Source organism: Streptomyces sp. NBC_01716, assembly GCF_036248275.1.
In the GTDB taxonomy this organism is placed as follows: Bacteria; Actinomycetota; Actinomycetes; order Streptomycetales; family Streptomycetaceae; genus Streptomyces.
This window is the reverse complement of sequence record NZ_CP109181.1, coordinates 4,276,155-4,298,313: the sequence shown is the minus strand read 5'-3', so window position 1 is coordinate 4,298,313 and position 22,159 is coordinate 4,276,155. Positions and strand designations below refer to the sequence as shown.

Here is a 22,159-nt window from a genome sequence, read left to right as displayed (position 1 = left end):
TGTGGCGCCAGCCGGTCTCGAGCCACACTGCCCACCCTCCGGTCGGGAGCCTGCCGCGGTCCCACGTCAGGACCGCCGCGGCTCGCTCGCTCCGCTCGCTCATTGTCGTACTACTTCCGCAGCTCGATGACGGTCTTGCCGATGCGGATCGGCGCGCCCGGCGGAATCGGTGTCGGGGTGGTGAGCCGGGTCCGGTCGAGATACGTGCCGTTGGTGGACCCGAGATCCTCGACGATCCACTGACCGTCCCGGTCCGGGTAGATCCTGGCATGCCTGCTGGACGCGTAGTCGTCGTCCAGCACGATCGTTGAGTCGTGCGCCCGTCCCAGGGTGATGGTCTGTCCCTGGAGGGCCACCGTGGTACCGGTGAGGATCCCCTCGGAGACGACCAGCTTCGTGGGCGCCCCCCGGCGCTGCCGGCCGCCCTGCTGCCGCTGTGCGGGCGGCGCGGGGGTCTGGCGGGCGGCGCCCTGCGGCGGCCGTGCGTCGGCGTTGCGGCGTGAGCCGCGCTGCGTGACACGTGTGCCGAACAGATCGCTCCGAATGACCTGGACGGCCACAATCACGAACAGCCACAGAACGGCTAGGAAACCTAGCCGCATGACCGTCAGGGTCAGCTCTGACATTGCCCCCGCTTCACCCTTCGGCTTGCCGGTAAACGATGGTGGTCTGGCCCACGACGATCCGCGAGCCGTCGCGGAGCGTAGCGCGGGTGGTGTGCTGTCCGTCTACCACGATGCCGTTGGTGGACCCGAGATCCTGGATCGTCGAGGGCGTTCCGGTCCGGATCTCGCAGTGCCGGCGCGAGACGCCGGGGTCGTCGATCCGCACGTCGGCGTCGGTGCTGCGGCCCAGCACCAGCGTGGGGCGCGAGATCTGGTGGCGGTTGCCGTTGATCTCGATCCACCGGCGGACCTGGGCGCCCGGCATCGTCCCGGGAGGCGGTGTCGACGGCGCCTGCGCGGCCTGTCCCGGGCGTACGGCGCCCGGCGGGGGTGCCGACGGCATGGGAGGCGGGGACGAGGGCGGATAGCCGTAGCCACCGGGCGGTGCGGCCGGCGGGGCCGCGGGGCCCCGCGCGGGGGCGGGTCCCGGGCCGGCCTCGGGGCCCTGTGACGTACTCGACGCGAGGGTGCGGCTGCGCACCCGGTACAGACCGGTGTCGAGGTCGTCGGCCTTCTCCAGATGGACCTTGATCGGGCCCATGAAGGTGTAGCGCTGCTGCTTCGCGTAGTCGCGGACGAGCCCGGAGAGTTCGTCGCCGAGCTGTCCCGAGTACGGGCTGAGGCGCTCGAAGTCCGGCGCGCTCAGCTCCACGATGAAGTCGTTGGGGACGACGGTGCGCTCGCGGTTCCAGATCGTGGCGTTGTTGTCGCACTCACGCTGAAGGGCGCCGGCGATCTCCACAGGCTGGACCTCGGACTTGAACACCTTCGCGAAGGTGCCGTTGACCAGACCTTCGAGTCGCTGCTCGAACCGTTTCAGGACTCCCATGGGGCACCTCCTCCGTCGTTGCCGTCCTGGTACTGCTTACTGATCGTATCCACGCGTCGGGAAATCGGCTGGTTCCCCTTGTCTGCCCCGTCGATGAGTGTCACCTCTCACACGGATCGTAGAGGCGGCCTCAGGACAGTGTCCCGCACGCGGGGTGCACTCCGGAGGAGTGGGGGGAGGCCGCTTGAGGTTGCTTGTTCCCCGGCCGGGTCGCCGGGACAAACGGATGTGATTCCACGCTGTGCAGCGTGCTAATCTTTTCGATGTCGCCAGGCGATCACACCAGCAGGTGAGAGGCTCGACGGCACACCCAATGCGCGGGTGGCGGAATAGGCAGACGCGCTGGATTCAGGTTCCAGTGCCCGAAAGGGCGTGGGGGTTCAACTCCCCCCTCGCGCACCAGGAGAAACCGACGAAACGGGTCTCTACCAGTGACGAAAGTCCTGGCGGGGGCCCGTTTCTCGTTGGTCGACTGGCCAAGGTCTCGTTGGCCCGCGCGCCGGAGGGCTGTCCACGCAGCATGGAGCCCGCTCAGTGTCGTACGTCACAGAGCGGGCCTTGATTTTTGGGTGTTCTTCAGCTGGGGGTCGACGAGTGGGAGCTGGATGCCGCGGCCCATTGATCTTGGCTTGATGGGGCACTGCGCCTTGCCGGCCTCGGCCGGGCACATCACGCGCTGATGTCCTTGCGGGTCCTCGTTCTCCTTGGGCATGAGGCGGTAGGGCTTGCGCGCTTCGATGAGGCGGGTCCAGGTTTCGCGGTCGATGCGCTCGGCGTAGAGATCCTTGGTTGCGTCGATCAGGGGCTGTGGCATGGAGGGGCAGTACCAGGTGCCTTCGACCATGACCGCGCCGTGCGTCTCGGCTTGGTTGCCGAGCTGGTCCACGCGGTAGTCGTAGACGGGTTTGTAGCCGAGCGCGCGGATGGGCAGCTGCCAGTCGTTGGGCTCGGAGTTGTTGTACGCGAGGTCTCCGGCGAGGAAGCCCGGTTTGTAGCCTCGTTCGCCGAGCCGCCGCAGGATCTTGAGTCCGTTGTACGCGGGGCGGTGGCCTGGCTTGTCGAGCGAGACCCCGAGGACCAGGGCGGGCAGGATGTTCGGGTTGGGGGTGTTGTCGTCGAGGAGTACCTGGTCGTAGCGGGCGTCGCGGGTGACCGCCAGAGCCGCGTCGTAGCCGAACAGGTACTTGGCCTTCTTCTTCAACGACGTTTTCTTGCCCTTTTTCTCTCTCCGTTCGTTCTTGCGTCGCTGCTTCGGCGGTTGCATGGCCTCGGCGACGAGTGCCGTGTCGGGGTCACGGTGGTCGCCATCGCGTACGTACCAGCCTGCGTCTGGGTCTGTCGCGAGCTCCGGACCACCGGTTTTGCGGCCGCGGGCGAAAGCGCGGATGGGGGTGGCGTCGACGGCCAGGGAACCGTCGGACATTTCGGCGAGCAGGTCTTTCAACGGGCGTACCGATGCGTCGAGGACGAACTCGGTGAAGAGGGCGAGCCGTTGTTCGCGCAGAGCCAGGGCCTCGAGGTCGGCCGAGGCTGTCAGCTCTGTGGCTTGGGTACGGGAGAGGCGCTTGTTGGCGGGCAGGGGTGAAGGGTCTATCGCCTTGCGCATGGCGTGGAAGAGGCGTCGTACGACTGCGTATCCGGCTTCGAATCCCTGGTCGTGGTCGGGGTAGTTGGGGACGCTGAGATGCTCGCGGGCCTGCGGACTGATCCCGAAGAGGAGGATGTCTGTGACTCTTTCGAGGATGATCCGGCCGCCGTTGAACTGGGTGCACAGATGCAGCCCTATCAGGAGTGTGCGCAGAGACAGCTTGCGGGGGCGCCCGCGGTCGAGATGGACGAACTCCTGGAGAAGGGGGACCAGGTTGCTGTGATCAACTTCCTCGGCCGCGGCGGCAACATCCGCGTCGGAGAGGAGCCTGCGTTCGGCCCGCATGGCGAGCAGCCGCTCGTGACGGTCCTTCGGCACCTCGTTCGGGTCGGCGCTGCTGATCATCAGTCGCCTCGCAGCAAGGCGGCAGCCTGTTCAGCAGGCAGGGGATCGAGAAACGGCAGGATACGAGACAGGCCGTGAAGAGTGTCGACGCCCGCCGCCGCGACGATGACAGTGATGGGGACCCGGTCGTTGAACAAGCCGACCAGCCAGGTGGAGCGGAGTCGGCCCATGACGAGACGGGGAACGTCTTGGCTGGGTTTCGTGCGGCAGAGGAAGTTGGTGACTGTGTTGGTCCCTCTCCCATGCGAGCTTGGCCGGAACAGATAGCTGGCGGCACCGGGGGTGTCGAGTCGGTCGGCGGCTGCGGCCAGGACGCCCTCCCACGGGCGGCGGCACAGGATTTCCCGGCTCCTCGGTCCTCGAGTGAAGGCGACCACTGGCCCGCCTGTCCCGCTCGACCGACGAATGTCGTGAACGCGGAGTGGAATGACTTCGGGAGAGTCGAGGCCGCAGCCGGCGCCGAGGGCCATGAGCGTCTTGCACCCCCAGCGCAGTTCCTCGGTCGGTTGACCGGACGCCCATCCCCATAGATCAGCGAGCTCCGTGCGGCTGTACGGGCGGTGAGGGCTGGAGCCAGAAAGCTTTGGAACCTTGCCTGTGGCGCACACGCCACCGGTGACGACTTCGCTCAATCGAAGAAGTCGGGAGCGGTAGTTGCCTCGGGTTCTTTCGGTCACCTGTGGGCAGCCAACGGCGATGAAGCGCTCGATGACCTCTCGGGACAGCCATACCTCGGCAGTCACTGGTAAACCCTCGCCTGAGCAGAAGAGCGCCAACTGGGTCAGTGCGCCGAGTAGTTCCCGTGCCTGATACGGAGTGAGAGGGTCCGCCAGCAGGACCACACGGCGCACCTCGTCGCCGACGCGGCCCCACCCCGGGGGTGAGCCGGCCGGTCGATATGAGTTGATCCGTTGAGTCATCACATGCCGCCAGATGAACACCCCAGCAGGCGGGGTGTTATTCGAATAACATCTAGCGGTAGCGGCGACTGTGTGCGACTTGGGAGGACCGGATGGGTCAGACTTCACCTCATGCCTCAAGGAGATGCCCGCCGCTTGGCGCCGCGCGCTTACTGCGCCGACGGCGTGTGGCCTGAGGCCGTCATGGAGGAGCACCACGGAGCTCGGGTCGCCCAGGCCATGGCCGTCAGGCTCAGGACCGCTCTCGATGAGAGGGGCTGGTCCGTGGCTCATCTCTCGCGCATGAGTGGCGTCGCCCGCTTCACGATCGCCAAGGCACTCGCCGGTGAGGCGTGGCCTGATCTGCTGACCATCGCCAACCTGGAAAAAGCGCTGGGTTGTGACCTCTGGCCGGGCCGGGACGTATGAGTCCGGGCGCCACGGCAAGCCGGCGGCCGGTGAACCCTGATGGTGGAAGAGTCGTTCGAAATTGAACACAGAAGCGGTCATCCCTTCGGGCGAAGGGCAGGACCATTTTCGTCGTGCGCTACCGGCGGCGGTCGACCGCTCGTAAAATGCAACATGACGAACTGATCCGGCGCTGTGGAAGGTTCTCGGGGGGTTCGTCGCGGTTGGCCGTCACCTTGGACTGGACTCCTTGGTGGCGGCCTTCCTGGTCCTCTCGGGCTAATTCTGCTGAGGCTGTGCGTACTGGTAGTAGGCGTTCGGAAGCTTGATCAAAGAGCCGGTCCTGGACAGCTCATCCATGGCTACGCGCACACTCTTGATCTTGTCGGTTTCATTCAAGGCGCTGGCCACTTCGAGTGCCTTCCACTGCCGCTGAGGGTCCTGGCCGATGAGTCGCATGATCCTCGTCTTGCGGGTGAGGGGCTGAAAGCCATCCGCAGCTGAGGCGTCGCCTTCTTCGGGCGCCGATTCAGCCTTTCGCTGGTCGGGGATGCCCGACGTGCGCCACTCGTCCGTGACCTCCATCTGCTTCTTCACAAGGCGCACCACCCGGAGCTCCTGGCGCACTTTGAAGAGATCGCGCTGCAACTCGGCCTCCCTCTCATCGAGGAGCTGGATGTACTTGTCGGGATTCCCGGCTACTTCTTCCCATGGAAGGGTCTCGATCATTTCAGAACCCTATCTATGAGAAGCCATCAATTACCCATCCCGCAAGGGGTTCTTCACTCGATGTAGCGACAAGATCAATTACCTACCCCGGCGCCTGTGCGAACGAGATCGAAAATATCCGTTTTGTAATTCAGGCCCTGTCTCGCCTGAAGTGATGCCCCCTGTCTTGTGCGAGAGGCAGGAGCTGTCAATGCTCGAATACCTTTCTGCTGAGGATTACCTGTAAAGGGAGTGGGCGGTTCATTTAGGCCGCGTACTTGCTTTGCACTCCCTGTGTCTCGGTGAACCTAGGATCGGGTAGTCCTGTATCCCTCGGCACTGTGATCGGCGGAGGGAGGCCTGCCAAAAAAATGTGTCCGATCAGTGGCGCCTGTCGTCAGGAATCAAGGAAGTGGTCTGTGCAGCCCTGTCTCTGCATTGTGTTCCGCAGTCCCGTCGACAACTCTGGCTGGGGCCGCAACGCGCATGGGGCAGGCAGGGGCGCGCGGCCTACTCCCGCGTATCGCAAGACATGGGTGAGAGACAGGCACAGTGGCAAGTCGACTGCGGCCAGGGGGGGAAGGCGCGCCTCGGAGGAGCCCGGGGGGAGGGCTTTTACGGTTCGTCTGTGTCGCTTGTGCTCGGCAAAAGGTCGCGGATGCACAGACATGTGAGCACTGGGGGATGGCTCATCGCTGTCCGGAGCGAGGCGGAACCTGTGCCCCATTTGTGCCGAGGTCGACAGGTGAGTCAGCCGTGGCAGTCCGCCCGGTAGCGAGAGGACATAGGCCCTCCGGAGCAGGAGGTAGGGATGTCATGAGAGCCGTCCTTCCTGCCGCTACATGCGTCGGACTGGATTCGTCCCGCACTGGAGTCGGCGACGGGTAGCGGGTAGTGCCCTGCGGCCGGGAAGTCAGGACACAGGGCAGACCTTTGTGCGCTCTCAAGAGGAGATCCACTGTTCCGAGGCGTGCTGCGTCCAGACAGGGGTGCTCAATCGGCCTCGGGGAACATCGGTACAGCGGTTGGACCCGGTTCTCATACTCGCGGCGGGCCTTGCGCTGGGCCGGGACCGCAGGGATGCCCTGGGCGCAGTCGAGCGGCTGGCAGCGGGCGAGGAGCTGGTGGTGCACGGCGGGGATGGCGCTGACGCGCAGGGTGTAGCCCTGGCCGCGTCGTACGGTCACCCCCTGGTCGAGCGCGGCCCGCTCGGCGGGCTCCAGCTCGGTGGTGCGCAGGAAGGGCGACCTTGCCCGGCATGTCGAGGGTGACCGGCAGCTCAGGGGCGGCGGCCTCCTCAGTGGCGGTGTGGTCGGGCAGGAGGTCGGCGACGGCGGTGCGGATCGCGCCGCGGCTGACGCCGTGGTCGCGGGCGAGGGCGGCGATGGAGCGGCCTTCCAGGTACGCGGTGCGGACGTCGCCGACCTTCTCGGCCGGAACGGCGGGGCGGCGTCCGCCCTTGCTGCCCTTGGCCTCGGCGGCGCGCAGTCCGTCGTAGGTCAGCTCGCGCTGGAGGTCGCGCTGGAGTTCGCCGGCGGCTGCGAGGGTCTGCACCATGAACTTCACGGTGGACAGCAGCTCTCCGGTGCGCGGGTGGCGGGCGGTGAGGTCCGTCGCGGAGAATGCGCCGTCGTGGATGCGCAGTGCGACCTGGTCGCGGTGGAGGAGTCGAGCACGTCGAGAATGTGGCCGGTGCCGCGGACGAGGCGGAACATCTCGGAGATGTGGACGGTGTCGCCCGGCCGTGCGTACGTGAGGAGTTCGCGGAACTTCGGGCGCTGGAGCGGGTGGAGGCGGCTGGAGGTCCCCGGGGTCTCCTCGAAGGCGACCGGGTCCTCGATCCCGGCCTCGTGAAGGACGAGGTTCTGCCGGGCGGTCGACTGCTGGTCGGTCGAGACCCGCTTGTAGACCAGGTTCGCCACTCGGCCCCTTCCGTACGGAGGATCGGACCTTATCTGTCGTCAAACCCTGTCAGCAATCACCATCGGATCTGATTGGATTCGCGCCGCCGTGAACCCCCGGATGGCGCGGGTTCATTGGACGCCCGGCTTGTCTGTCGTCAAACGATCGTTTGACGACAGGGGAGTGGTCAGGGCCTCGGCGTCTGCCGCGTTCACCGGGGCTTGCAACCGGTACCTAGGTACAGGTTTACCGTCGGAGGTGTCCCCCTCCTGGGGACGTGACGACGGGAGTGAGCACGATGAGCGATCTGGCGTGGGTGCCGCAGTCCTGCACGCTGCCCACCGAGGAGCGGCCCTTGCGGGTCGCGGAGTGGGATGAGCTGTTCGCCGAACGGCTGACTGCGATGTCGCGGCCGGAACAGCTACGGCTGCACCTGGACCTGGCCGGCGGACCCGGTGTCGAGGAGCGGGTGAGGGACCTGGCGGAGCGGGAGGGCGGCTGCTGCTCGTTCTTCGCCTTCAGCGTCACCCCGGGCGAGAACCTGATCGGCCTGGACATCGCGGTGGACCAGCGGCACGCCGCGGTCCTGGAGGCTCTGGCCGCGCGGACGGCCGCCGGGACACGGTCGTGAGCGCGGGGCTGCGCAGCGGGCAGGTCGCTGAGGCGGCCGGGGTGAACATCCAGACCCTGCGCTACTACGAGCGGCGCGGTCTGCTGGCCGAGCCGGAGCGCAGCAACGGCGGCCACCGCCTGTACGGCGAGGGGGCGGTGACCGCGCTGCGGGTGATCAAGGCCGCGCAGCGGCTCGGGTTCACGCTGGAGGAGGTCACCGATCTGCTGGAGGCGGGCCGTCATCGGCACGGCCGCCCCGTCGTGGGACTCCAGGAGCGCGCGCAGGCGAAGCTCGCCGAGGTCGACGCGAAGATCGCCGACCTCACCACCATCCGCGCCGCCCTGGCCGCGGCCGTCGACGCCGGGTGCGACGACCTGACCGTCTGCGCGGGAAGTGCCTGCTGCCCCATCCCCTTCACCGACCTCGCCGAGGAGAACCGTCATGCCGGACCCTGCTGCTGACCCCCGCCCCCAGCGGGCCCCGAAAGCGCTCGGGGGACTCGCCGCCCTGGCCTGCGTGGCGTGCTGCGCGCTGCCGGTCCTGATCACCGCCGGGGTCCTCGGCGCGGGCGCCGGGGCGGTGGTGGGCTGGCTGCCCGCCATCGCCGTCGTTCTGGCCGTGCTCGCCGCCGGGACCTGGTGGCTCGGCCAGCGCCGCGGCTCCTGTTCCTGCTCCTCCTCGGCGAAGGCCGCTGGTGAGGACGGGTGCGGCTGCAAGACGTCGGGAGACCCGTTGCAGATCACGCGCGGAGGGCGCCGGGCTTGACCTTCGAGTCGGGGTGAAGGTTTACGGTCGAGGGATGAGCACGATGCGGATCTCCCAGCTCGCGACACGCAGCGGCGTCCCGGCGACCACCCTGCGGTTCTACGAGAGCGCAGGGCTGCTGCCCGCCGAACGGACTCCGGCCGGCTACCGCCTGTACGGCGAGGACGCGATCGACCGCCTCGCGTTCATCTCGGCGGCCAAGCACCTGGGCCTGCCGCTGGAGGAGATCGCCGAACTGCTCGGGGTATGGCGGACGGGGGCCTGCCAGGAGGTGAAGGCCGACCTGCGCGAGCGGGTCGTGGCCCGCATCGAGGAGGCCGAGCGGCGGGCGGTGGAACTGGCCGCGTTCACCGCGTCCCTGCACCGCGCGGTGGAGCACCTGGACGAGCTGCCCGACCGTGAGGACCGCTGCGACCCGCAGTGCGCCTTCCTCGGCCGGACCCCCGCCGCGCCCCCGGCCCTGCCCGCGCATCCGGACGGGGCCGTGCGGCGCAGCGTGCCGCTGGCCTGACCGGCGCCGCCTCTACCCTCCGGGCCGGGCCCCGCCGCCCGCCTTCCCCTCGTCTCGCCTGTCCCTGAGCAAGGAGCATGTACGTTGTCGCAGTCATCTGGCCTGGTCGAAGCCATGGAGCGCCACCAGATCGTCATCTACCTCGGCGCTCTGGTCACCGGAGGGCTGGTTGGCTGGGCCGCGCCTGATGCCGGGCCCGGCCTGGAACATGCCATCAACCCCGTCCTGGCCGCCCTGCTCTACGTCACCTTCCTCCAGGTGCCCGCCTCCAAGCTGCTGCGCTCACTGCGGGAGGGGAAGTTCCTCGCCGCCGTGCTGGTGCTGAACTTCGTCGTCGTCCCGCTCGTCGTCGCGGCCATGTTCGTCTTCCTGCCCGACGACCAGGCCGTGCGCATGGGCTTCCTGCTCGTCCTGCTCACCCCGTGCATCGACTACGTGATCGTCTTCAGCGGACTCGCGGGCGGCAGCAGCCAGCGCCTGCTCGCAGCCAGCCCCCTGCTGCTGCTCGCGCAGATGGTTCTCCTGCCCGGTTACCTGTTCCTGTTCATGGGCTCGGATCTGGCCGACATCGTCGAGGTCGGCCCGTTCGTCGAGGCGTTCGTCGTACTGATCGTCATCCCGCTCACCCTGGCCTGGCTCACCCAGGCATGGGCGGCCCGCCGCACGGCCGGGCAGAAGACCACGGACGTGATGAACACCCTGATGGTGCCGCTGATGTTCGCCACTCTCGCGGTCGTCGTCGCCTCCCAGGTCCCCAAGCTCGGTGACAGCCTCAGCGACGTCGTCCGGGTGATCCCGTTCTACGTTCTCTTCCTGGTGGTGATGGCCGTCGCCGGCCTTGTTGTCGCCAGGATCTTCCGCCTCGACGCACCTGCCGGACGGGCCATCGTGTTCTCCGGCGCGACCCGCAACTCCTTGGTCGTCCTCCCTCTCGCCCTGGCCCTGCCCGACCGCCTCGCCCTCGCCGCGGTCGTCGTCGTCACCCAGACCCTGGTCGAACTGGTCGGCATGGTCATCTACGTCCGGGCGGTCCCGAGACTGCTCCCGGCTTCCGCTGCCCACGCCGGTGCGGGCCAGGGATAGGGCCGCACCCCCTTCACTCCTCCATAGCGCCGTCGTCCTCGTCCAGCTCGACCGCGTCCGGATCACGCAGCGGGCGCAGGGCGCCGGCGGCCGGGACGGTGGCGGTGAAGCTGTAGCGGCCGAGCAGGTTCAGGTTTGCGTGCTTGAGCGGCGAGAGGCGGGCGATGTTCGTCCTGGATATCGTGGCCTTCGGCGCGGAGCTGGGCGACGGCGGCGTCGATGTACCGGGTTGTCCAGAGCACGATGGCGTTGAGGACCAGACCGAGCGTGCCGAGCTGGTCCTCCATGCCGTCGCGGTACGCCTGGTGGATGGTGCCGCGCTTGCCGTGGCACACGTCCCGGGCCAGCTTGTGACGGGACTCCTGCACGGTGAGCTGCCGGTTCATCTGCCGGCGGTAGGTGTCGTCGACCGGGTCGACCACCCGCAGCAGGTGTTCGGTCTTGGCGATCCGCCCGTACTCGGCGAACGCGGCGCCCAGCGGGGTGGGGCGCCCGTCGCGGCCGAACATCCGCAGCAGGACGTAGGCGCGGACCTGGTTGGTGACCAGGGAACCGGCGACCTTCAGCATGTCCGGCCAGTGCGTGATCACCTTGTTCAGGTTCACGCGGTTGCGGGCCAGGTCCTCCACCACGCCGTACGTGCCGGTCTCGACGCCGGGCATGGTGGCCCGCCAGAACCTTTGGTCGTCCAGGTCGCGGAACCGCGGGCTGAAGTTGTAGCCGAGGATCTTGAACAGGCCGAACACCATGTCGGAGTACGAGGCGTTGTCGGTGGCCACCATCTCCGGCTTCACTCCGCCGTCCAGATTCAGCAGCGCGTCCAGGATGTGCAGGGAGTCGCGTGGGGTGCCAGGGACGACCATCTGCCCGATGCCCGCGACCTGGTCGTTGACGGCGTTGAGCCAGGTGATGCCCCGCTTGAATCCGAAGTACTTCGGCGACGGCGCCGCGCTGATCGTGCGTACGGGGACAACGAACCGCAGCCCGTCCACCGAGGCGAGCAGCCCGTCGCCCCAGAACTTCACGATGGGCACCTCGGCCTGGGCGGCGATCAGCCGTGCGTTCGCCGCGGCGATGGTGTCGGCGCGCAGGTAGTACTGGTCGACGTGCACGAGCCGGGCCCGGGTCAGGGCCTCGTAGCCGGGGTTCACCACCGGGGCCAGGCCGATGTTGCACGCCTCCGACACCAGCAGCGCGACCACCGAGGTGGGCAGGTCCTTCATCCGGGTCGTGCCGTCCCCTAGGTGCACGAAGGCGTCCAGGAAGCCGGTCCACGCGTTCACCTCGAACAAAAGGTCCGGCAGGTCGATCTTCGGCAGCATCTTCTCGACCCGCTTGCGCAGCCAGGTCAAGGACTTGGGCTCGCCGAGCGCGCCGAGCTTGTCGACGTTCAGCTTCACCCGCCCGTCGTCCTGCACCTCGATGGACACCTTCGCCGCCGGCCCGGCCTCTTCCAGGCGCGTCGCGAGCTGCTTCCATCCGGCGTCCAGGCCCCGCACCAGCTCCGCCAAGTGCTCCTTAACGGGCATGTCCAGGCTCAGCCCGGCCAGCACGTCCTCCTCGACCGCGTCCCAGTCGGGCCCGTCCAGCAGGCGGGCGCGCGGGTTGGACCAGCGGTGCGAGGGAGCGGCGAACACGTCGCGGTTGTTCAGGGCCCGGTGCAGCTGCTCCAGCACGCACACCACGTACGCGTCCCGGTCCACCGCGCCCTGCGGCAGATCGGGGTTGGCGTACACGCCTTGCGCCACGCGGGCGGCACGAGCTTGTCGTCCACCTCGCGCGGCAACAGCGGCTTGACCCCCACCTTCCGCCGCGCCAGCGCCGGCAGAGCGCGCACCCCGGCCAGGACCCGCTTCCCGGCGCTCGCCGCGTCCAGCGCCTTCGACTCGCCCAGCAACGCGAGGAACGGGCGCACCGTCGCGTACCGGTTCGCCAGCGCGGCCCGCATGGCGACCTCGGCCGAGTTCTCGTTCTCGTTCTCGGGCACCAGCGAGACCACCGTGGCCGCCGCGCTCATCACGGCGGCGCGCGGGGCAACCTCCTCCAGCGCCGCCCACAGCGCGGCCACGTCCAGGTCCGCCTCCTGCTCCTCGACCAGCTCCAGCTCCTCGAACAGCACCTTCGCCGCCCGCGCCAGCACCCGTGACGCCTTCTCCAGCTGCGGCAGCGTGGACAGCCGCTCCTTCTCCGTCTTCCGCTTCGCCGTATTCAGCAGCCGGGTGGCCATCAGGACCTGGAACAGGTCCAGGGCCTCGTCGATCGCCTTCGCCTCCAGGTGCCGCATCACCGCGGTGAGCATCGCCGTGCGCTTGGGCTCCGCCGCCCGCTCCAGCAGCGGCGCCTTCGACCCCAGCGCGTACCGGGCCAGCGCCGCCATCCGGTTCGGCGGGATCCGCGACAGCCTCAGCCTGCCGAGCCGGTAGGCGCCGATCTCGTCCACCCGCTCCAGCGCTCGGGCGAACGCCGTCCCCGTGGTCCGCGTCGGCGGCCGACGCAGCCGCTCCAGCTCCGAGAACCGCGAACCCTCCGGCGTCTTCAGCGTCGCCACCAGATCCCCGGGCAGCGCCGGGTCCGCACGACGGGCGGCGCCCGCGACGGTGGCGTGCAGCCGCTTGTCCGCGACCTTCCGCACCTCCGACACCTGCCGGGCCAGCACCGAGACGCCCGGCAGCAGCACCCGGTTGCGGCGCAGCCAGCCCACCGCGTGGTCGAACAGCGCCTTCGGACCCTCGGCATGCGTCCACGCCCCGCCGTGCAGGAACGTACGGAACCGCCGCGACTACTCCGGGTCGTCGTACTCGTGATACTCGCAGGCGTCCCGGATCTCCCACGCGTGCTCGTACGCCGTCTTCGGCCGCTCGGTGTACCGCTTCACCACCGACGGGTCCTCGATACCGAGCTGCGCGGCCAGGTGCTCGACCACAGGCCACGGCGCATCCAGCGCGTAGTCCGGGAGGAACCGGCCGATGTAGCGCACCGTGCACATCTGGAGCGCGAAGCCGAGCTGGTGGTGCGTGGAGCGCCGCAGCGCGATCAGATCGCGGTCGACGTCGTCCAGGAAGAAGAACCGCTCCAACTCGGGGCGGGTCGGCTCCTCGGCGAACTTCCCATACGCCTCAGCCTGCTCATCATTCAGAAACTCCACCCGCACGAACGGACCGTAGCCAGCCCCGGTACCCACCCGGCGATCTTTGCCCGAACCCCAGCGGAGCCCCCAGCCGGTGTGCTAGCCGACCATGATCGTTCTCAGCGCCAACGGCTGTACCGATGTTCCCCGAGGCCGTCAATGGCGCAAGGTAAGGCGGCCAGACGTGACGGACAGGACAGCTGCGGCGGCCGAGCTGATGGCGAGTGCGAGGAAGAGCCCGTCGTAGCCACCGAGTGGTCCTGCCAACACTGCGCCAGCCCACGGTGCGAGAGCTGACGCCACGGTGACTGGTGCGGCGAGGATTCCGGACAGGCGGCCGTAGTGAGTGGCGCCCCAGCGGTCGGTGACGGCGGTGGCCTGGAGCAGGGTGAGATTTCCGCGCACCATTCCGGCCGTGATCGACAGGGCTACCAGCACGGTGTAGGGGCCGGGGACCAGGCCGAGTGTGGCGGTGGTGAGGCCGCCGAGGGCGATCAGCGCGGTCGTACGGACGGTTGTCCCGGAGCGTCGGGCGAGGGTGGCGTAGAGGGCCCGGCCGAGTGTCTGGCCAGCGCCGCCGATACCGAGCGCCCAGGCTGCTTCGTCGGTTGAGTAACCGCGCTCCAAGAGGAGCGGGACCAGGGCCACGACGACGGCGGAGACGGTGAGCGCTGAGAGGGTCAGGGCTGCGGCAAGCACCCAGAAGGGGCGGCTGTGGGCCACTGCGGTCGCGGAGTCGCCGGTCTGGACGGGCAAGGCCAGGGGTACGGCGGGCCAGAGTGCTTTGAGTGCCAGGGCGTGGGTGGGGACGGTCACTGCGGCGAGGACGAGTGCAAGGACGCCGTACGTGGCTCGCCAGGACATGTGGTCGGCGAGCGCGGCGGTGATGGGTGCGAAGACGGTGGAGGCGAGGCCGCCCGCGAGGGTGACGATCGTGAGGGCGCGGACGTGGTCGGGGGCCCACCAGCGGGTGAGGGCGGCGAAGGCGGGCTGGTAGAAGGTTGCTGCCATCGCGAGTCCGGCGAGCAGCCAACCGGCGAAGAAGAGCGGGAGGTTCGGGGCGGCGGCGATGATGAGGAGGCTCACGACGCCGAGGACGGAGCCTGCGGTCATGACGGTGCGCGGGCCTCGGTGATCGATGATGCGGCCGACGCGGATGCCGGCGAAAGCGGAGATGAGCAGCGCGAGGGAGAACGCTCCTGTTGTGGCGCCGGGTGGCCAGCCTGTGTCCGCGATGATGGCGGGGTTCAGTACGGGGAAGGCGTAGAAGATGATGCCCCAGCTGGTGATCTGTGTGGCACACAGTGCGGGGAGTACGGCGCGGGGCCGCGACCGGTCCCCTGTTCCGGTCGCGGCCCCGCGGGTGTGAAGCTCCGTCACGAGCAGCAGCCGCCAGGGGCCTGCTCGCCTTCGGCCGCTCCGGTCGCCACGGTGGCGGCGCCGATCTGTACGAGCGCGGGTTCCGGTGCGCAGCAGCCCCCGCCGTCGCTCTGCTCCGTGCCGGCGGGGTCGTCGAAGAGGCCGGCGCCGCCGCAGACTCCGCTCTCGGGAAGGGTGAGTTCGATGCGGTCGGCGGATTCGGTGTCTCCGGCGATGGCTGCCACTACGGAGCGGACCTGCTCGTATCCGGTCATCGCGAGGAAGGTGGGGGCGCGGCTGTAGGACTTCATGCCGACCAGGTAGATACCGGGTTCGGGGTGGGACAGTTCGCGGTGTCCGTGGGGGTAGACGGTGCCGCATGAGTGCTGGTTGGGGTCGATCAGCGGTGCCAGTTCGACCGGTGCCTGGAGCCGCTCGTCGAGGCGGAGGCGGATCTCGGAGAGGAAGGACAGGTCGGGGCGCAGGCCGGTCAGGACGATGATCTCGTCGACCGGGTCGAGCCGGCGGCCGTCCTCGCCGGTCAGAACCAGGCGTCCGTCCCCGGCGGGCTCGACGGACTCGGTGCGGAAGCCCGTAACCGCGTCGGCGTATCCGTTGTCGACGGCGGCCTTCGCGGCCAGGCCGAGCGCGCCGCGGGCGGGCAGCTGGTCGGCGGTGCCGCCGCCGAAGGTCGAGCCGCTGATACCGCGCCGCAGGATCCACACCGTGTGCGTACCCGGTTCGTCCTTGGCGATGTCCGCCAACGAGGCGAGGGCGGTGAACGCGGAGGCGCCGGAGCCGATCACGGCGGTGCGCCTGCCGGCGTAACGGGCGCGGACGGCCGGGTCCTTGAGGTCGGGGATGCGGTAGGAGATACGCGCGGAGGCAGCGTGCTCGCCGAGGGCGGGCAGCCCGTCGGCGCCGATGGGGCTGGGGGTGGTCCAGGTGCCGGAGGCGTCGATCACGGCGCGGGCGAGGATCCGCTGCTCGGTGCCGTCGGTGAGCCTGATGCGTACGGTGAAGGGCTGCTGCTCGCGGTCGGCGTCGACGATACGGTCGCGCCCGAGCCGGGAGACGCCGGTGACGGTCGCGCCGTAGCGGACCTTGTCAGCGAGGAGGTCGGCGAGGGGCTGGAGGTACTGCTCGGCCCAGTTCGCGCCGGAGGGGTAGGCGGCGCCGTCGGGGGCGGTCCAGCCGGTGGGCGCCAGGAGCTTTTCGGCGGCCGGGTCGACGAGTTCGGACCAGGTCGAGAACAGCCGTACGTGCCCCCACTCGCGTACGGCGCTGCCCGCGGCGGGCCCGGCTTCCAGGACCAGGGGCTCGATGCCGCGCTCGGTGAGGTGGGCGGCGGCGGCCAGGCCGACGGGGCCGGCTCCGATCACCACGGTCGGCAGGGCGGTGGTGGACACGTCGGTGAGCGGCGCAGACACGGCGACTCCTCCTTGGTTCGACATCCGTCAATGACTTGCACGCCCAGCCTGCCATCTGATTCGATGGCCGTCAACATAGACGTTTATCGAATCAGTGGGAGTGTGATGGAACGGCTTGACGTCGCGGTCATCGGGGGCGGGCAGTCCGGTCTCGCCGCCGCCCACGCCCTGCGTGGACGAGGGCTGAAGCCGGTGGTCCTGGAGGCGTCCGATCAGGCGGCAGGTTCCTGGCCGTACTACTACGACAGCCTCACCCTCTTCTCGCCCGCCCGGTACAGCTCGCTGCCCGGTCTGCCGTTCGGCGGCGACCCGGACCGCTACCCCCACCGCGACGAGGTCGTCGCCTACCTCCTGCGGTACGCCGACCGGCTGGACGCCGAGATACGTACCAGCCGGCGGGTGCGTGAAGTCCGCCCGGACGGGGACGGGTTCACGCTCACCATGGCTGACGGATCCGAGGCCGGCGCCCGAGCCGTGGTGGCCGCGACCGGCGGTTTCGGCCGGCCCAAGCGCCCCGCGCTGCCGGGCCTGGACTCCTTCGCCGGAAGAGTCCTGCACGTCACCGACTACCGCAGCCCCGAGCCCTTCGCCGGGCAGCGCGTCGTGGTGGTGGGCGCCGGCAACTCCGCCGTGCAGATCGCGTCGGAACTCGCCCTGCGCTCCCGTGTCACCCTCGCCAGCCGGGCGCCGGTGAAGTGGTTCAAGCAGCGCCCGCTGGCAGGGAAGGATCTGCACTTCTGGCTCAAGGTCACCGGCCTGGACACCGCGCCGCTCGGCCGCTTCCAGAAGGCTCCGGCCACCATGGCCGTCATCGACGACGGCCGCTATCGGGCGGCTCTCGCGGCCCGGGCGCCCGACCGGCGCCCGCTGTTCACGGGCATCGACGGCGCCGAACTGACTTGGCAGGACGGTACGACCGAGCACGTCGACACCATTGTCCTGGCCACCGGCTACCATCCCGACCTCGCCTATCTCGCCCCCCTTGGCGCACTGGACGGGCAGGGTCGCCCCCGTCACCGCGACGGAGCCTCCCTCACCCATCCCGCTCTGGCGTATGTGGGCCTGGAGTGGCAGCGCAGCCTCTCCTCCGCCTCCCTGCGAGGCGTCGGCCGCGACGCGCAGCGCGCCGCCCGTCGCCTCGCGGACCGCCTCAGCCTCGCGTAACCGTCCACGGCAGCGGCAGCCTCTGGGCGCTTGGTTCGATGTGTGTCAACATAGACGTATGTCGAATGTGCAGGTGTTGCCGCTGCTGGAGCCCGAGGCTGCCGTCGCGCCGTGCTGCCCGCCGCTGACCGAACGGCCCTTCAGCGCCGAAGAGGCCGAAGTGGCCGCCAGGATGTTCAAGGCGCTCGGCGACCCGGTCCGGCTCCGCCTGTTCTCGGCCGTCGCCTCGCACGAGGGCGGCGAGGCGTGCGTGTGCGACATCTCCGACGTCGGTGTCTCCCAGCCGACCGTCTCCCACCACCTGAAGAAGCTCAAGGACGCCGGACTGCTGACGTCCGAGCGGCGAGGCACCTGGGTCTACTACCGGGTGGAGCCCAGCGTTCTGGCGGCGATGGGCCAGCTGCTGACCACCGCGGCCGGCACCTGACCTTCGCCCCGACCCACAGGAGCCACACCGTGTCCACCCACGTCGGACGGGCGCCCACCGTCATCGTGCCGCTCCGAGCCGCGCACGCCGACGAGGTGCTGGCGATCTACCAGGCCGGCATCGACGAGGGCAACGCGACCTTCGAAACCGCAACACCGTCCTGGGAGTCCTTCGACACGGCGAAACTGCCCGAGCACCGCTTCGCCGCCCTCGCCGACGACGGCACGGTAGCGGGCTGGGCAGCCGTTGCACCCGTATCAAACCGCCCCGCGTACGCGGGAGTTGTCGAGCACTCGGTGTATGTCCACCCCGGTGCCCGAGGGCGCGGTATCGCCTCCGCACTGCTCGGCGCGCTGATCGAATCCACTGAGGCCGCCGGCATCTGGACCATCCAGTCCGGCATCTTCCCCCAGAACACCGCCAGCCTCGCACTTCACCAACGAGCCGGCTTCCGCATCATCGGCACCCGCGAACGCGTCGGCCGCCACCACGGCGTCTGGCGCGACGTCCTCCTCATCGAACGCCGCAGCACCAAGGTCGTCTGAAGGGCACCCTCGTAAAGGCCGGGCGCGACGTCAGAGGCACTGGGAACGATGCGGTGATGAGTATCGACATCGACCGGGCGCGTGACGTTGTCGGGGACCTTGATGGCCGGAGCCTTTGGAGTGACCGCTGATCGCCTGCCTGTATCGGTCCCGGGTAAATCCGGATGTGAGCGCGGTGTTCTTCCCCGACGATGAGGCTGCGCCCTAGCGGGCCAGAGACGTGACCAGCGAAGATGCCCGCCATGACCACCGACCAGAACCTCGTTCCCCTGCGTTCGACACGCTCGATGCCTGTGGTGTTCGGTACGGGTGCGGCCATCGGCGTTCTGGGGGGAATGATCGGCCTGGGCGGCGCGGAGTTCCGGTTGCCGCTGCTCATCAGCTTCTTCGGGTTCGCCGCGCTCTCTGCGGTCATCCTGAACAAGGCGATGAGCCTGGTCGTGGTCCTGGTCGCGCTGCCCGCCCGGATGGCAGCGGTCTCGGCCGCCGAGGTGGCCGTACGCTGGCCGGTCGCGGTCAACCTGCTCGCCGGGAGTCTGCTGGGCGCCTGGGCCGGAGCGGCCTGGGCGGTGCGGATGCGCAGTTCCACCCTGTACAAGGTGCTGGCCGCCCTGATGGTGCTCATGGCCGTCGCCCTGATGATCACCCACACCACCGCACTGGGGACGCTCGACCTGCCGCTGTGGGCGCAGGTCCCCTGTGGAGTCGTGGCCGGGTTCGGTATCGGGGTGGTCGCGGCGATCATGGGCGTGGCCGGGGGCGAGTTGCTGATCCCCACGATCGTGCTGCTGTTCGCGGTGGACATCAAGACGGCGGGAAGTCTCTCGCTGTTGGTGTCGCTGCCCACGATGCTGGTGGCCTTCGCCCGCTACAGCCGTGACGGCAGTTTCGCCGTGCTGGGCGCCAACCGCCGCTTCACACTGATCATGATTGCGGGCTCGATCGCCGGGGCGGTGCTGGGAGGACTGCTCCTTGGCGTGTTCCCGGACCTGGTGCTCATCCCCGCGCTGGCCGTGATCCTGCTCGTTTCCGCCGTCAAGCTCGCCCGTCATGACTGACCTTCGCCCCCTGCTGCCTACAGTGCGCCGGTACGAAGCGTTGCTGCACGGTCAGCAGCAGGGCGGCGATGTCGCGTGCCGCGTCTCGGGCGGGGCGGCCGACGCCGATGAGGGTGGCGGAGGCGGGGCCGGTCCAGTCGCCGTAGCCGAGCAGGTGGAGACGGGGTTCGCCCGCGGCCTGTGTGCCGTTCGTGGGGATGTGGCCGCGTGGTCCGCGCAGGGCGAGCGGGGCGAGGTGGGAGAGGGCGGGGCGGAAGCCGGTGCACCAGATGACGGTGTCGATCTTGGTGCTTGTGCCGTCGGACCATTCGGCGCTGTCGGAGGTGAGGCGGTCGAACATGGGCTGGGCTTTGAGCAGTCCGGCGTCGCGGGCTTCGCGTACGGGAGGTACGGCGACGATGTCGCCGAGCGAGGCGACGCCGCCTGTGTCCGTGCGGCCTTCGTCGAGTGCGCGGCGGCGGGCGGTCGCAGTGTCGAACAGGGCGCGGCCGTCGATGTCGTCGGCGAGGAAGCGCGGCGGGCGTGAAGTCACCCAGGTCAGCTCCGTGCTGTGGGCGAGGCCGGCCGCTACCTGGGCGCCGGAGTTGCCTCCGCCGACCACGACGACGCGCTGCCCGGCGAACTCGGCCGGGGTCCGGTAGTCGGCGGTGTGAAGCTGGCGGCCGGTGAAAACGTTCATGCCGGGGACGGCGGGCAGGAACGGCCGCCACCACGTACCGGTCGCCGAGATCACGGCTCGCGCGGACCAGGCACCGTGGTCTGTCTCGACTCGCAGTCGTGTGCCGTCTCGTCGTACGGCGTTCACGCGCACCGGCCGGTGTACGGGCAGGTCGTAGCGGTGTTCATAGTCGGTGAGGTAGTCCACGACGTGCCCGGCGTCCGGGTATTCCTGACCCGCTTGCGAGGGCATGAGCCTGCCCGGCAGTGAGGAGAACGCCGCCGGGGAGAACAGGCGCAGCGAGTCCCAGGCGTGCTGCCATGCGCCGCCCACCCTGGACTGGGCGTCGAGGACGACGAAGTCCAGGCCGAGGCGGCGCAGATGGTAACCGGCGGCGAGCCCGGCCTGGCCGCCGCCGATCACCACCACATCGGTCATCGCGGTCGCGGGCCCGCCGTGCCCGCGACGTGTCCTTTGGTGCGTGGGTGTGCCGGGCAGTTGGGACCCTCCATCAGCGGTTCGCCGTATTCGTCGCCGTGCTGGTGGTGATCGCCGTGGGGGCGAACTTCCGCCGCCAGGCCAGGGAGACGTAGACGAGCCCGATGAGGACGGGGACTTCGATGAGGGGGCCGACGACGCCGGACAGTGCCTGGCCGGAGGTGACGCCGAAGGTGGCGATGGCGACGGCGATGGCGAGTTCGAAGTTGTTGCCGGCCGCGGTGAACGCCAGGGTCGTGGTGCGGTCGTAGGCCAGTCCGATGGCCTTGCCGAGCGCGAAGGTGCCGAAGAACATGATCGCGAAGTACACCAGCAGTGGGAGTGCGATCCGGGCGACGTCCATGGGCTGTGAGGTGATCGTCTTTCCCTGGAGGGCGAAGAGGATGACGATCGTGAACAGCAGGCCGTACAGGGCCCAGGGGCCGATCTTCGGCAGGAACGTGGACTCGTAGGACTCGCGGCCCATCTTCTTCTCGCCCAGACGGCGGGTCAGGAAGCCGGCCAGCAGGGGGACGCCGAGGAAGATGACGACGTTCAGCGCGATCTTCCACATGGAGATGTCGAGGCTCTCGCCGTCGCCCAGGCCGAGCCAGCCGGGGAGCAGGTCGAGGTAGAGCCAGCCGAGCAGGCCGAAGGCGATGACCTGGAAGACGGAGTTGAGGGCGACGAGGACGGCGGCTGCTTCGCGGTCGCCGCAGGCGAGGTCGTTCCAGATGATGACCATGGCGATGCAGCGGGCGAGGCCGACGATGATCAGGCCGGTGCGGTACTCGGGCAGGTCCGGCAGGAAGATCCAGGCCAGCGCGAACATGACGGCCGGGCCGGCGATCCAGTTGACCGCGAGGGACGAGACCATCAGCCGCTTGTCCCCGGTGACGGCGTCCAGCTTGTCGTAGCGGACCTTCGCCAGTACGGGATACATCATGATCAGCAGGCCGACGGCGATCGGCAGGGAGATGCCGCCGATCTCGACCTTGGCGAGCGCGTCGTTCAGTCCTGGGATCAGCCGGCCGAGCCCGAGACCCAGGGCCATGGCGAGCAGGATCCACACCGCCAGGAACCGGTCCAGCGTCGAGAGCTTGGCGACGACCGAGGCGTCCTCTCCGCTCTGCGGAGTTGTGGCGGCGGCAGCGGTCGGTTCGGTGGGGGTCACGGACAGGCCCTCTTGTTCTCGGCAGCGGTACGGGCGGAGGCGGCCAGGTCGGAGAACTGGCCCGCGAGCTGGGCGATGACGTCGGGCCGGAGCTTGTAGTACGTGAAGCGCCCGCACGGTTCCGTCTCCACCACGCCTGCTTCGCGCAGGACCCGCAGGTGGTTCGAGAGGTTCGTCTGCCGGGCGCCGGTCTCCTCGACCAGATGCGTGGTGCAGAGCGTCTCGCGGGCGAGCAGGGTCACGATCTGCATCCTGAGCGGGTCCGCGAGAACCCGGATCAGGTCAGTGTCGACTGACGTCATCATGGGCTGATACTGTCACATCAGTGGCGACTGACGCCACCGGGTGCTGATGTCACTGGTGC

The 22,159-nt window shown here is 69.0% G+C and carries 22 protein-coding genes, 1 tRNA gene and 1 pseudogene; 11 read left to right on the top strand and 13 right to left on the bottom strand.

Going from position 1 to position 22,159, the window contains the following annotated elements; translation table 11 throughout:
• Positions 1–110: 110 nt before the first annotated feature.
• Both OIE74_RS18685 and OIE74_RS18680 read right to left on the bottom strand, forming a co-directional pair.
• Entirely contained in the window at positions 111–626 is a 516-nt protein-coding gene (locus OIE74_RS18685; RefSeq protein WP_329384922.1) for an FHA domain-containing protein FhaB/FipA, read from the bottom strand.
• 10 nt (positions 627–636) lie between these two features.
• Entirely contained in the window at positions 637–1,494 is an 858-nt protein-coding gene (locus tag OIE74_RS18680) for a DUF3662 and FHA domain-containing protein (protein WP_329384920.1), read from the bottom strand.
• A 315-nt stretch (positions 1,495–1,809) separates the two neighbouring features.
• Here OIE74_RS18680 and OIE74_RS18675 point away from each other — a divergent pair.
• A tRNA-Leu gene (locus OIE74_RS18675) sits at positions 1,810–1,896 on the top strand.
• 142 nt (positions 1,897–2,038) lie between these two features.
• On the opposite strand, the gene OIE74_RS18670 is transcribed toward OIE74_RS18675, so the two are convergent.
• A complete protein-coding gene (locus tag OIE74_RS18670; RefSeq protein ID WP_329384919.1) occupies positions 2,039–3,487 on the bottom strand; it encodes a hypothetical protein in 1,449 nt (482 codons plus the stop codon).
• Complete coding sequence (locus tag OIE74_RS18665) at positions 3,487–4,230, bottom strand: hypothetical protein (RefSeq protein ID WP_329384917.1); 744 nt, start codon at positions 4,228–4,230, stop codon at positions 3,487–3,489. The genes OIE74_RS18670 and OIE74_RS18665 overlap by 1 nt, the downstream gene beginning before the upstream one ends.
• 312 nt (positions 4,231–4,542) lie before the next feature.
• On the opposite strand from OIE74_RS18665, the gene OIE74_RS18660 reads away from it, so the two are divergent.
• Positions 4,543–4,815 carry a helix-turn-helix domain-containing protein gene (locus tag OIE74_RS18660; RefSeq protein ID WP_329384915.1) on the top strand — a complete coding sequence of 91 codons (273 nt, stop codon included), beginning with the start codon at positions 4,543–4,545 and terminating at the stop codon, positions 4,813–4,815.
• 258 nt (positions 4,816–5,073) lie between these two features.
• On the opposite strand, the gene OIE74_RS18655 is transcribed toward OIE74_RS18660, so the two are convergent.
• The 3 genes from OIE74_RS18655 to OIE74_RS18645 all read right to left on the bottom strand — a co-directional run bounded on the left by OIE74_RS18655 (position 5,074) and on the right by OIE74_RS18645 (position 7,424).
• Positions 5,074–5,523, bottom strand: coding sequence for a hypothetical protein (locus tag OIE74_RS18655; protein ID WP_329384912.1), 450 nt, complete (start codon positions 5,521–5,523; stop codon positions 5,074–5,076).
• Between the two features lie 1,017 nt (positions 5,524–6,540).
• Entirely contained in the window at positions 6,541–7,059 is a 519-nt protein-coding gene (locus OIE74_RS18650) for a resolvase (RefSeq protein WP_329384909.1), read from the bottom strand.
• Positions 7,060–7,064: 5 nt separating this feature from the next.
• Positions 7,065–7,424 (bottom strand): recombinase family protein, encoded by a 360-nt coding sequence (locus OIE74_RS18645; RefSeq protein WP_329384906.1) that lies wholly within the window; start codon positions 7,422–7,424, stop codon positions 7,065–7,067.
• 278 nt (positions 7,425–7,702) lie between these two features.
• Between OIE74_RS18645 and OIE74_RS18640 the strand changes: the two genes are divergently transcribed.
• From OIE74_RS18640 to OIE74_RS18620, 5 genes are all read left to right on the top strand, one after another.
• Positions 7,703–8,035 carry a hypothetical protein gene (locus OIE74_RS18640; RefSeq protein ID WP_329384904.1) on the top strand — a complete coding sequence of 111 codons (333 nt, stop codon included), beginning with the start codon at positions 7,703–7,705 and terminating at the stop codon, positions 8,033–8,035.
• A complete protein-coding gene (locus OIE74_RS18635) occupies positions 8,032–8,478 on the top strand; it encodes a MerR family transcriptional regulator (RefSeq protein WP_329384901.1) in 447 nt (148 codons plus the stop codon). The genes OIE74_RS18640 and OIE74_RS18635 overlap by 4 nt, the downstream gene beginning before the upstream one ends.
• On the top strand, positions 8,459–8,782 hold the full coding sequence (locus OIE74_RS18630) for a hypothetical protein (protein ID WP_329384898.1): 324 nt from the start codon (positions 8,459–8,461) through the stop codon (positions 8,780–8,782). Before OIE74_RS18635 ends, OIE74_RS18630 begins: the two co-directional genes overlap by 20 nt.
• A gap of 34 nt (positions 8,783–8,816) precedes the next feature.
• The gene (locus OIE74_RS18625; protein ID WP_329384895.1) at positions 8,817–9,293 is read left to right on the top strand and encodes a MerR family transcriptional regulator; all 477 of its coding nucleotides are present in this window, start codon (positions 8,817–8,819) and stop codon (positions 9,291–9,293) included.
• A 114-nt stretch (positions 9,294–9,407) separates the two neighbouring features.
• Positions 9,408–10,376 carry an arsenic resistance protein gene (locus tag OIE74_RS18620; protein WP_329392346.1) on the top strand — a complete coding sequence of 323 codons (969 nt, stop codon included), beginning with the start codon at positions 9,408–9,410 and terminating at the stop codon, positions 10,374–10,376.
• A 13-nt stretch (positions 10,377–10,389) separates the two neighbouring features.
• Here the strand turns inward: OIE74_RS18620 and OIE74_RS18615 are convergent.
• From OIE74_RS18615 to OIE74_RS18605, 3 genes and pseudogenes are all read right to left on the bottom strand, one after another.
• Positions 10,390–13,527 (bottom strand): annotated as a pseudogene (locus tag OIE74_RS18615) (Tn3 family transposase).
• Positions 13,528–13,659: 132 nt separating this feature from the next.
• On the bottom strand, positions 13,660–14,883 hold the full coding sequence (locus tag OIE74_RS18610) for an MFS transporter (RefSeq protein WP_329384893.1): 1,224 nt from the start codon (positions 14,881–14,883) through the stop codon (positions 13,660–13,662).
• Positions 14,880–16,292: an FAD-dependent oxidoreductase gene (locus OIE74_RS18605; protein ID WP_329384890.1), complete on the bottom strand. Its 1,413-nt coding sequence runs from the start codon at positions 16,290–16,292 to the stop codon at positions 14,880–14,882. The genes OIE74_RS18610 and OIE74_RS18605 overlap by 4 nt, the downstream gene beginning before the upstream one ends.
• A gap of 105 nt (positions 16,293–16,397) precedes the next feature.
• On the opposite strand from OIE74_RS18605, the gene OIE74_RS18600 reads away from it, so the two are divergent.
• The 4 genes from OIE74_RS18600 to OIE74_RS18585 all read left to right on the top strand — a co-directional run bounded on the left by OIE74_RS18600 (position 16,398) and on the right by OIE74_RS18585 (position 19,486).
• Positions 16,398–17,456 (top strand): flavin-containing monooxygenase, encoded by a 1,059-nt coding sequence (locus OIE74_RS18600; protein WP_329384887.1) that lies wholly within the window; start codon positions 16,398–16,400, stop codon positions 17,454–17,456.
• A 58-nt stretch (positions 17,457–17,514) separates the two neighbouring features.
• Entirely contained in the window at positions 17,515–17,883 is a 369-nt protein-coding gene (locus OIE74_RS18595) for an ArsR/SmtB family transcription factor (protein ID WP_329384884.1), read from the top strand.
• A gap of 29 nt (positions 17,884–17,912) precedes the next feature.
• Complete coding sequence (locus tag OIE74_RS18590; RefSeq protein WP_329384881.1) at positions 17,913–18,428, top strand: GNAT family N-acetyltransferase; 516 nt, start codon at positions 17,913–17,915, stop codon at positions 18,426–18,428.
• Positions 18,429–18,670: 242 nt separating this feature from the next.
• Entirely contained in the window at positions 18,671–19,486 is an 816-nt protein-coding gene (locus tag OIE74_RS18585) for a sulfite exporter TauE/SafE family protein (RefSeq protein WP_329384878.1), read from the top strand.
• Here the strand turns inward: OIE74_RS18585 and OIE74_RS18580 are convergent.
• The 3 genes from OIE74_RS18580 to OIE74_RS18570 all read right to left on the bottom strand — a co-directional run bounded on the left by OIE74_RS18580 (position 19,464) and on the right by OIE74_RS18570 (position 22,100).
• Positions 19,464–20,582, bottom strand: coding sequence for an ArsO family NAD(P)H-dependent flavin-containing monooxygenase (locus OIE74_RS18580; RefSeq protein ID WP_329384875.1), 1,119 nt, complete (start codon positions 20,580–20,582; stop codon positions 19,464–19,466). The two genes, OIE74_RS18585 and OIE74_RS18580, sit on opposite strands and share 23 nt — an antisense overlap.
• Positions 20,583–20,655: 73 nt before the next feature.
• Entirely contained in the window at positions 20,656–21,795 is a 1,140-nt protein-coding gene (arsB, locus tag OIE74_RS18575) for an ACR3 family arsenite efflux transporter (RefSeq protein WP_329384872.1), read from the bottom strand.
• Complete coding sequence (locus OIE74_RS18570; protein ID WP_164251842.1) at positions 21,792–22,100, bottom strand: ArsR/SmtB family transcription factor; 309 nt, start codon at positions 22,098–22,100, stop codon at positions 21,792–21,794. The genes arsB and OIE74_RS18570 overlap by 4 nt, the downstream gene beginning before the upstream one ends.
• Positions 22,101–22,159 lie beyond the last annotated feature (59 nt).

Coding starts and splice junctions, on each gene's coding strand:
- OIE74_RS18580 (WP_329384875.1), bottom strand. CDS start 20,582: ATGACCGATGTGGTGGTGATCGGCGGCGGCCAGGCCGGGCTCGCCGCC.
- OIE74_RS18595 (WP_329384884.1), top strand. CDS start 17,515: ATGTCGAATGTGCAGGTGTTGCCGCTGCTGGAGCCCGAGGCTGCCGTC.
- OIE74_RS18680 (WP_329384920.1), bottom strand. CDS start 1,494: ATGGGAGTCCTGAAACGGTTCGAGCAGCGACTCGAAGGTCTGGTCAAC.
- OIE74_RS18655 (WP_329384912.1), bottom strand. CDS start 5,523: ATGATCGAGACCCTTCCATGGGAAGAAGTAGCCGGGAATCCCGACAAG.
- OIE74_RS18600 (WP_329384887.1), top strand. CDS start 16,398: ATGGAACGGCTTGACGTCGCGGTCATCGGGGGCGGGCAGTCCGGTCTC.
- OIE74_RS18640 (WP_329384904.1), top strand. CDS start 7,703: ATGAGCGATCTGGCGTGGGTGCCGCAGTCCTGCACGCTGCCCACCGAG.
- OIE74_RS18625 (WP_329384895.1), top strand. CDS start 8,817: ATGAGCACGATGCGGATCTCCCAGCTCGCGACACGCAGCGGCGTCCCG.
- OIE74_RS18670 (WP_329384919.1), bottom strand. CDS start 3,487: ATGATCAGCAGCGCCGACCCGAACGAGGTGCCGAAGGACCGTCACGAG.
- OIE74_RS18570 (WP_164251842.1), bottom strand. CDS start 22,100: ATGATGACGTCAGTCGACACTGACCTGATCCGGGTTCTCGCGGACCCG.
- OIE74_RS18630 (WP_329384898.1), top strand. CDS start 8,459: ATGCCGGACCCTGCTGCTGACCCCCGCCCCCAGCGGGCCCCGAAAGCG.
- OIE74_RS18585 (WP_329384878.1), top strand. CDS start 18,671: ATGACCACCGACCAGAACCTCGTTCCCCTGCGTTCGACACGCTCGATG.
- OIE74_RS18620 (WP_329392346.1), top strand. CDS start 9,408: ATGGAGCGCCACCAGATCGTCATCTACCTCGGCGCTCTGGTCACCGGA.
- OIE74_RS18650 (WP_329384909.1), bottom strand. CDS start 7,059: ATGGTGCAGACCCTCGCAGCCGCCGGCGAACTCCAGCGCGACCTCCAG.
- OIE74_RS18685 (WP_329384922.1), bottom strand. CDS start 626: ATGTCAGAGCTGACCCTGACGGTCATGCGGCTAGGTTTCCTAGCCGTT.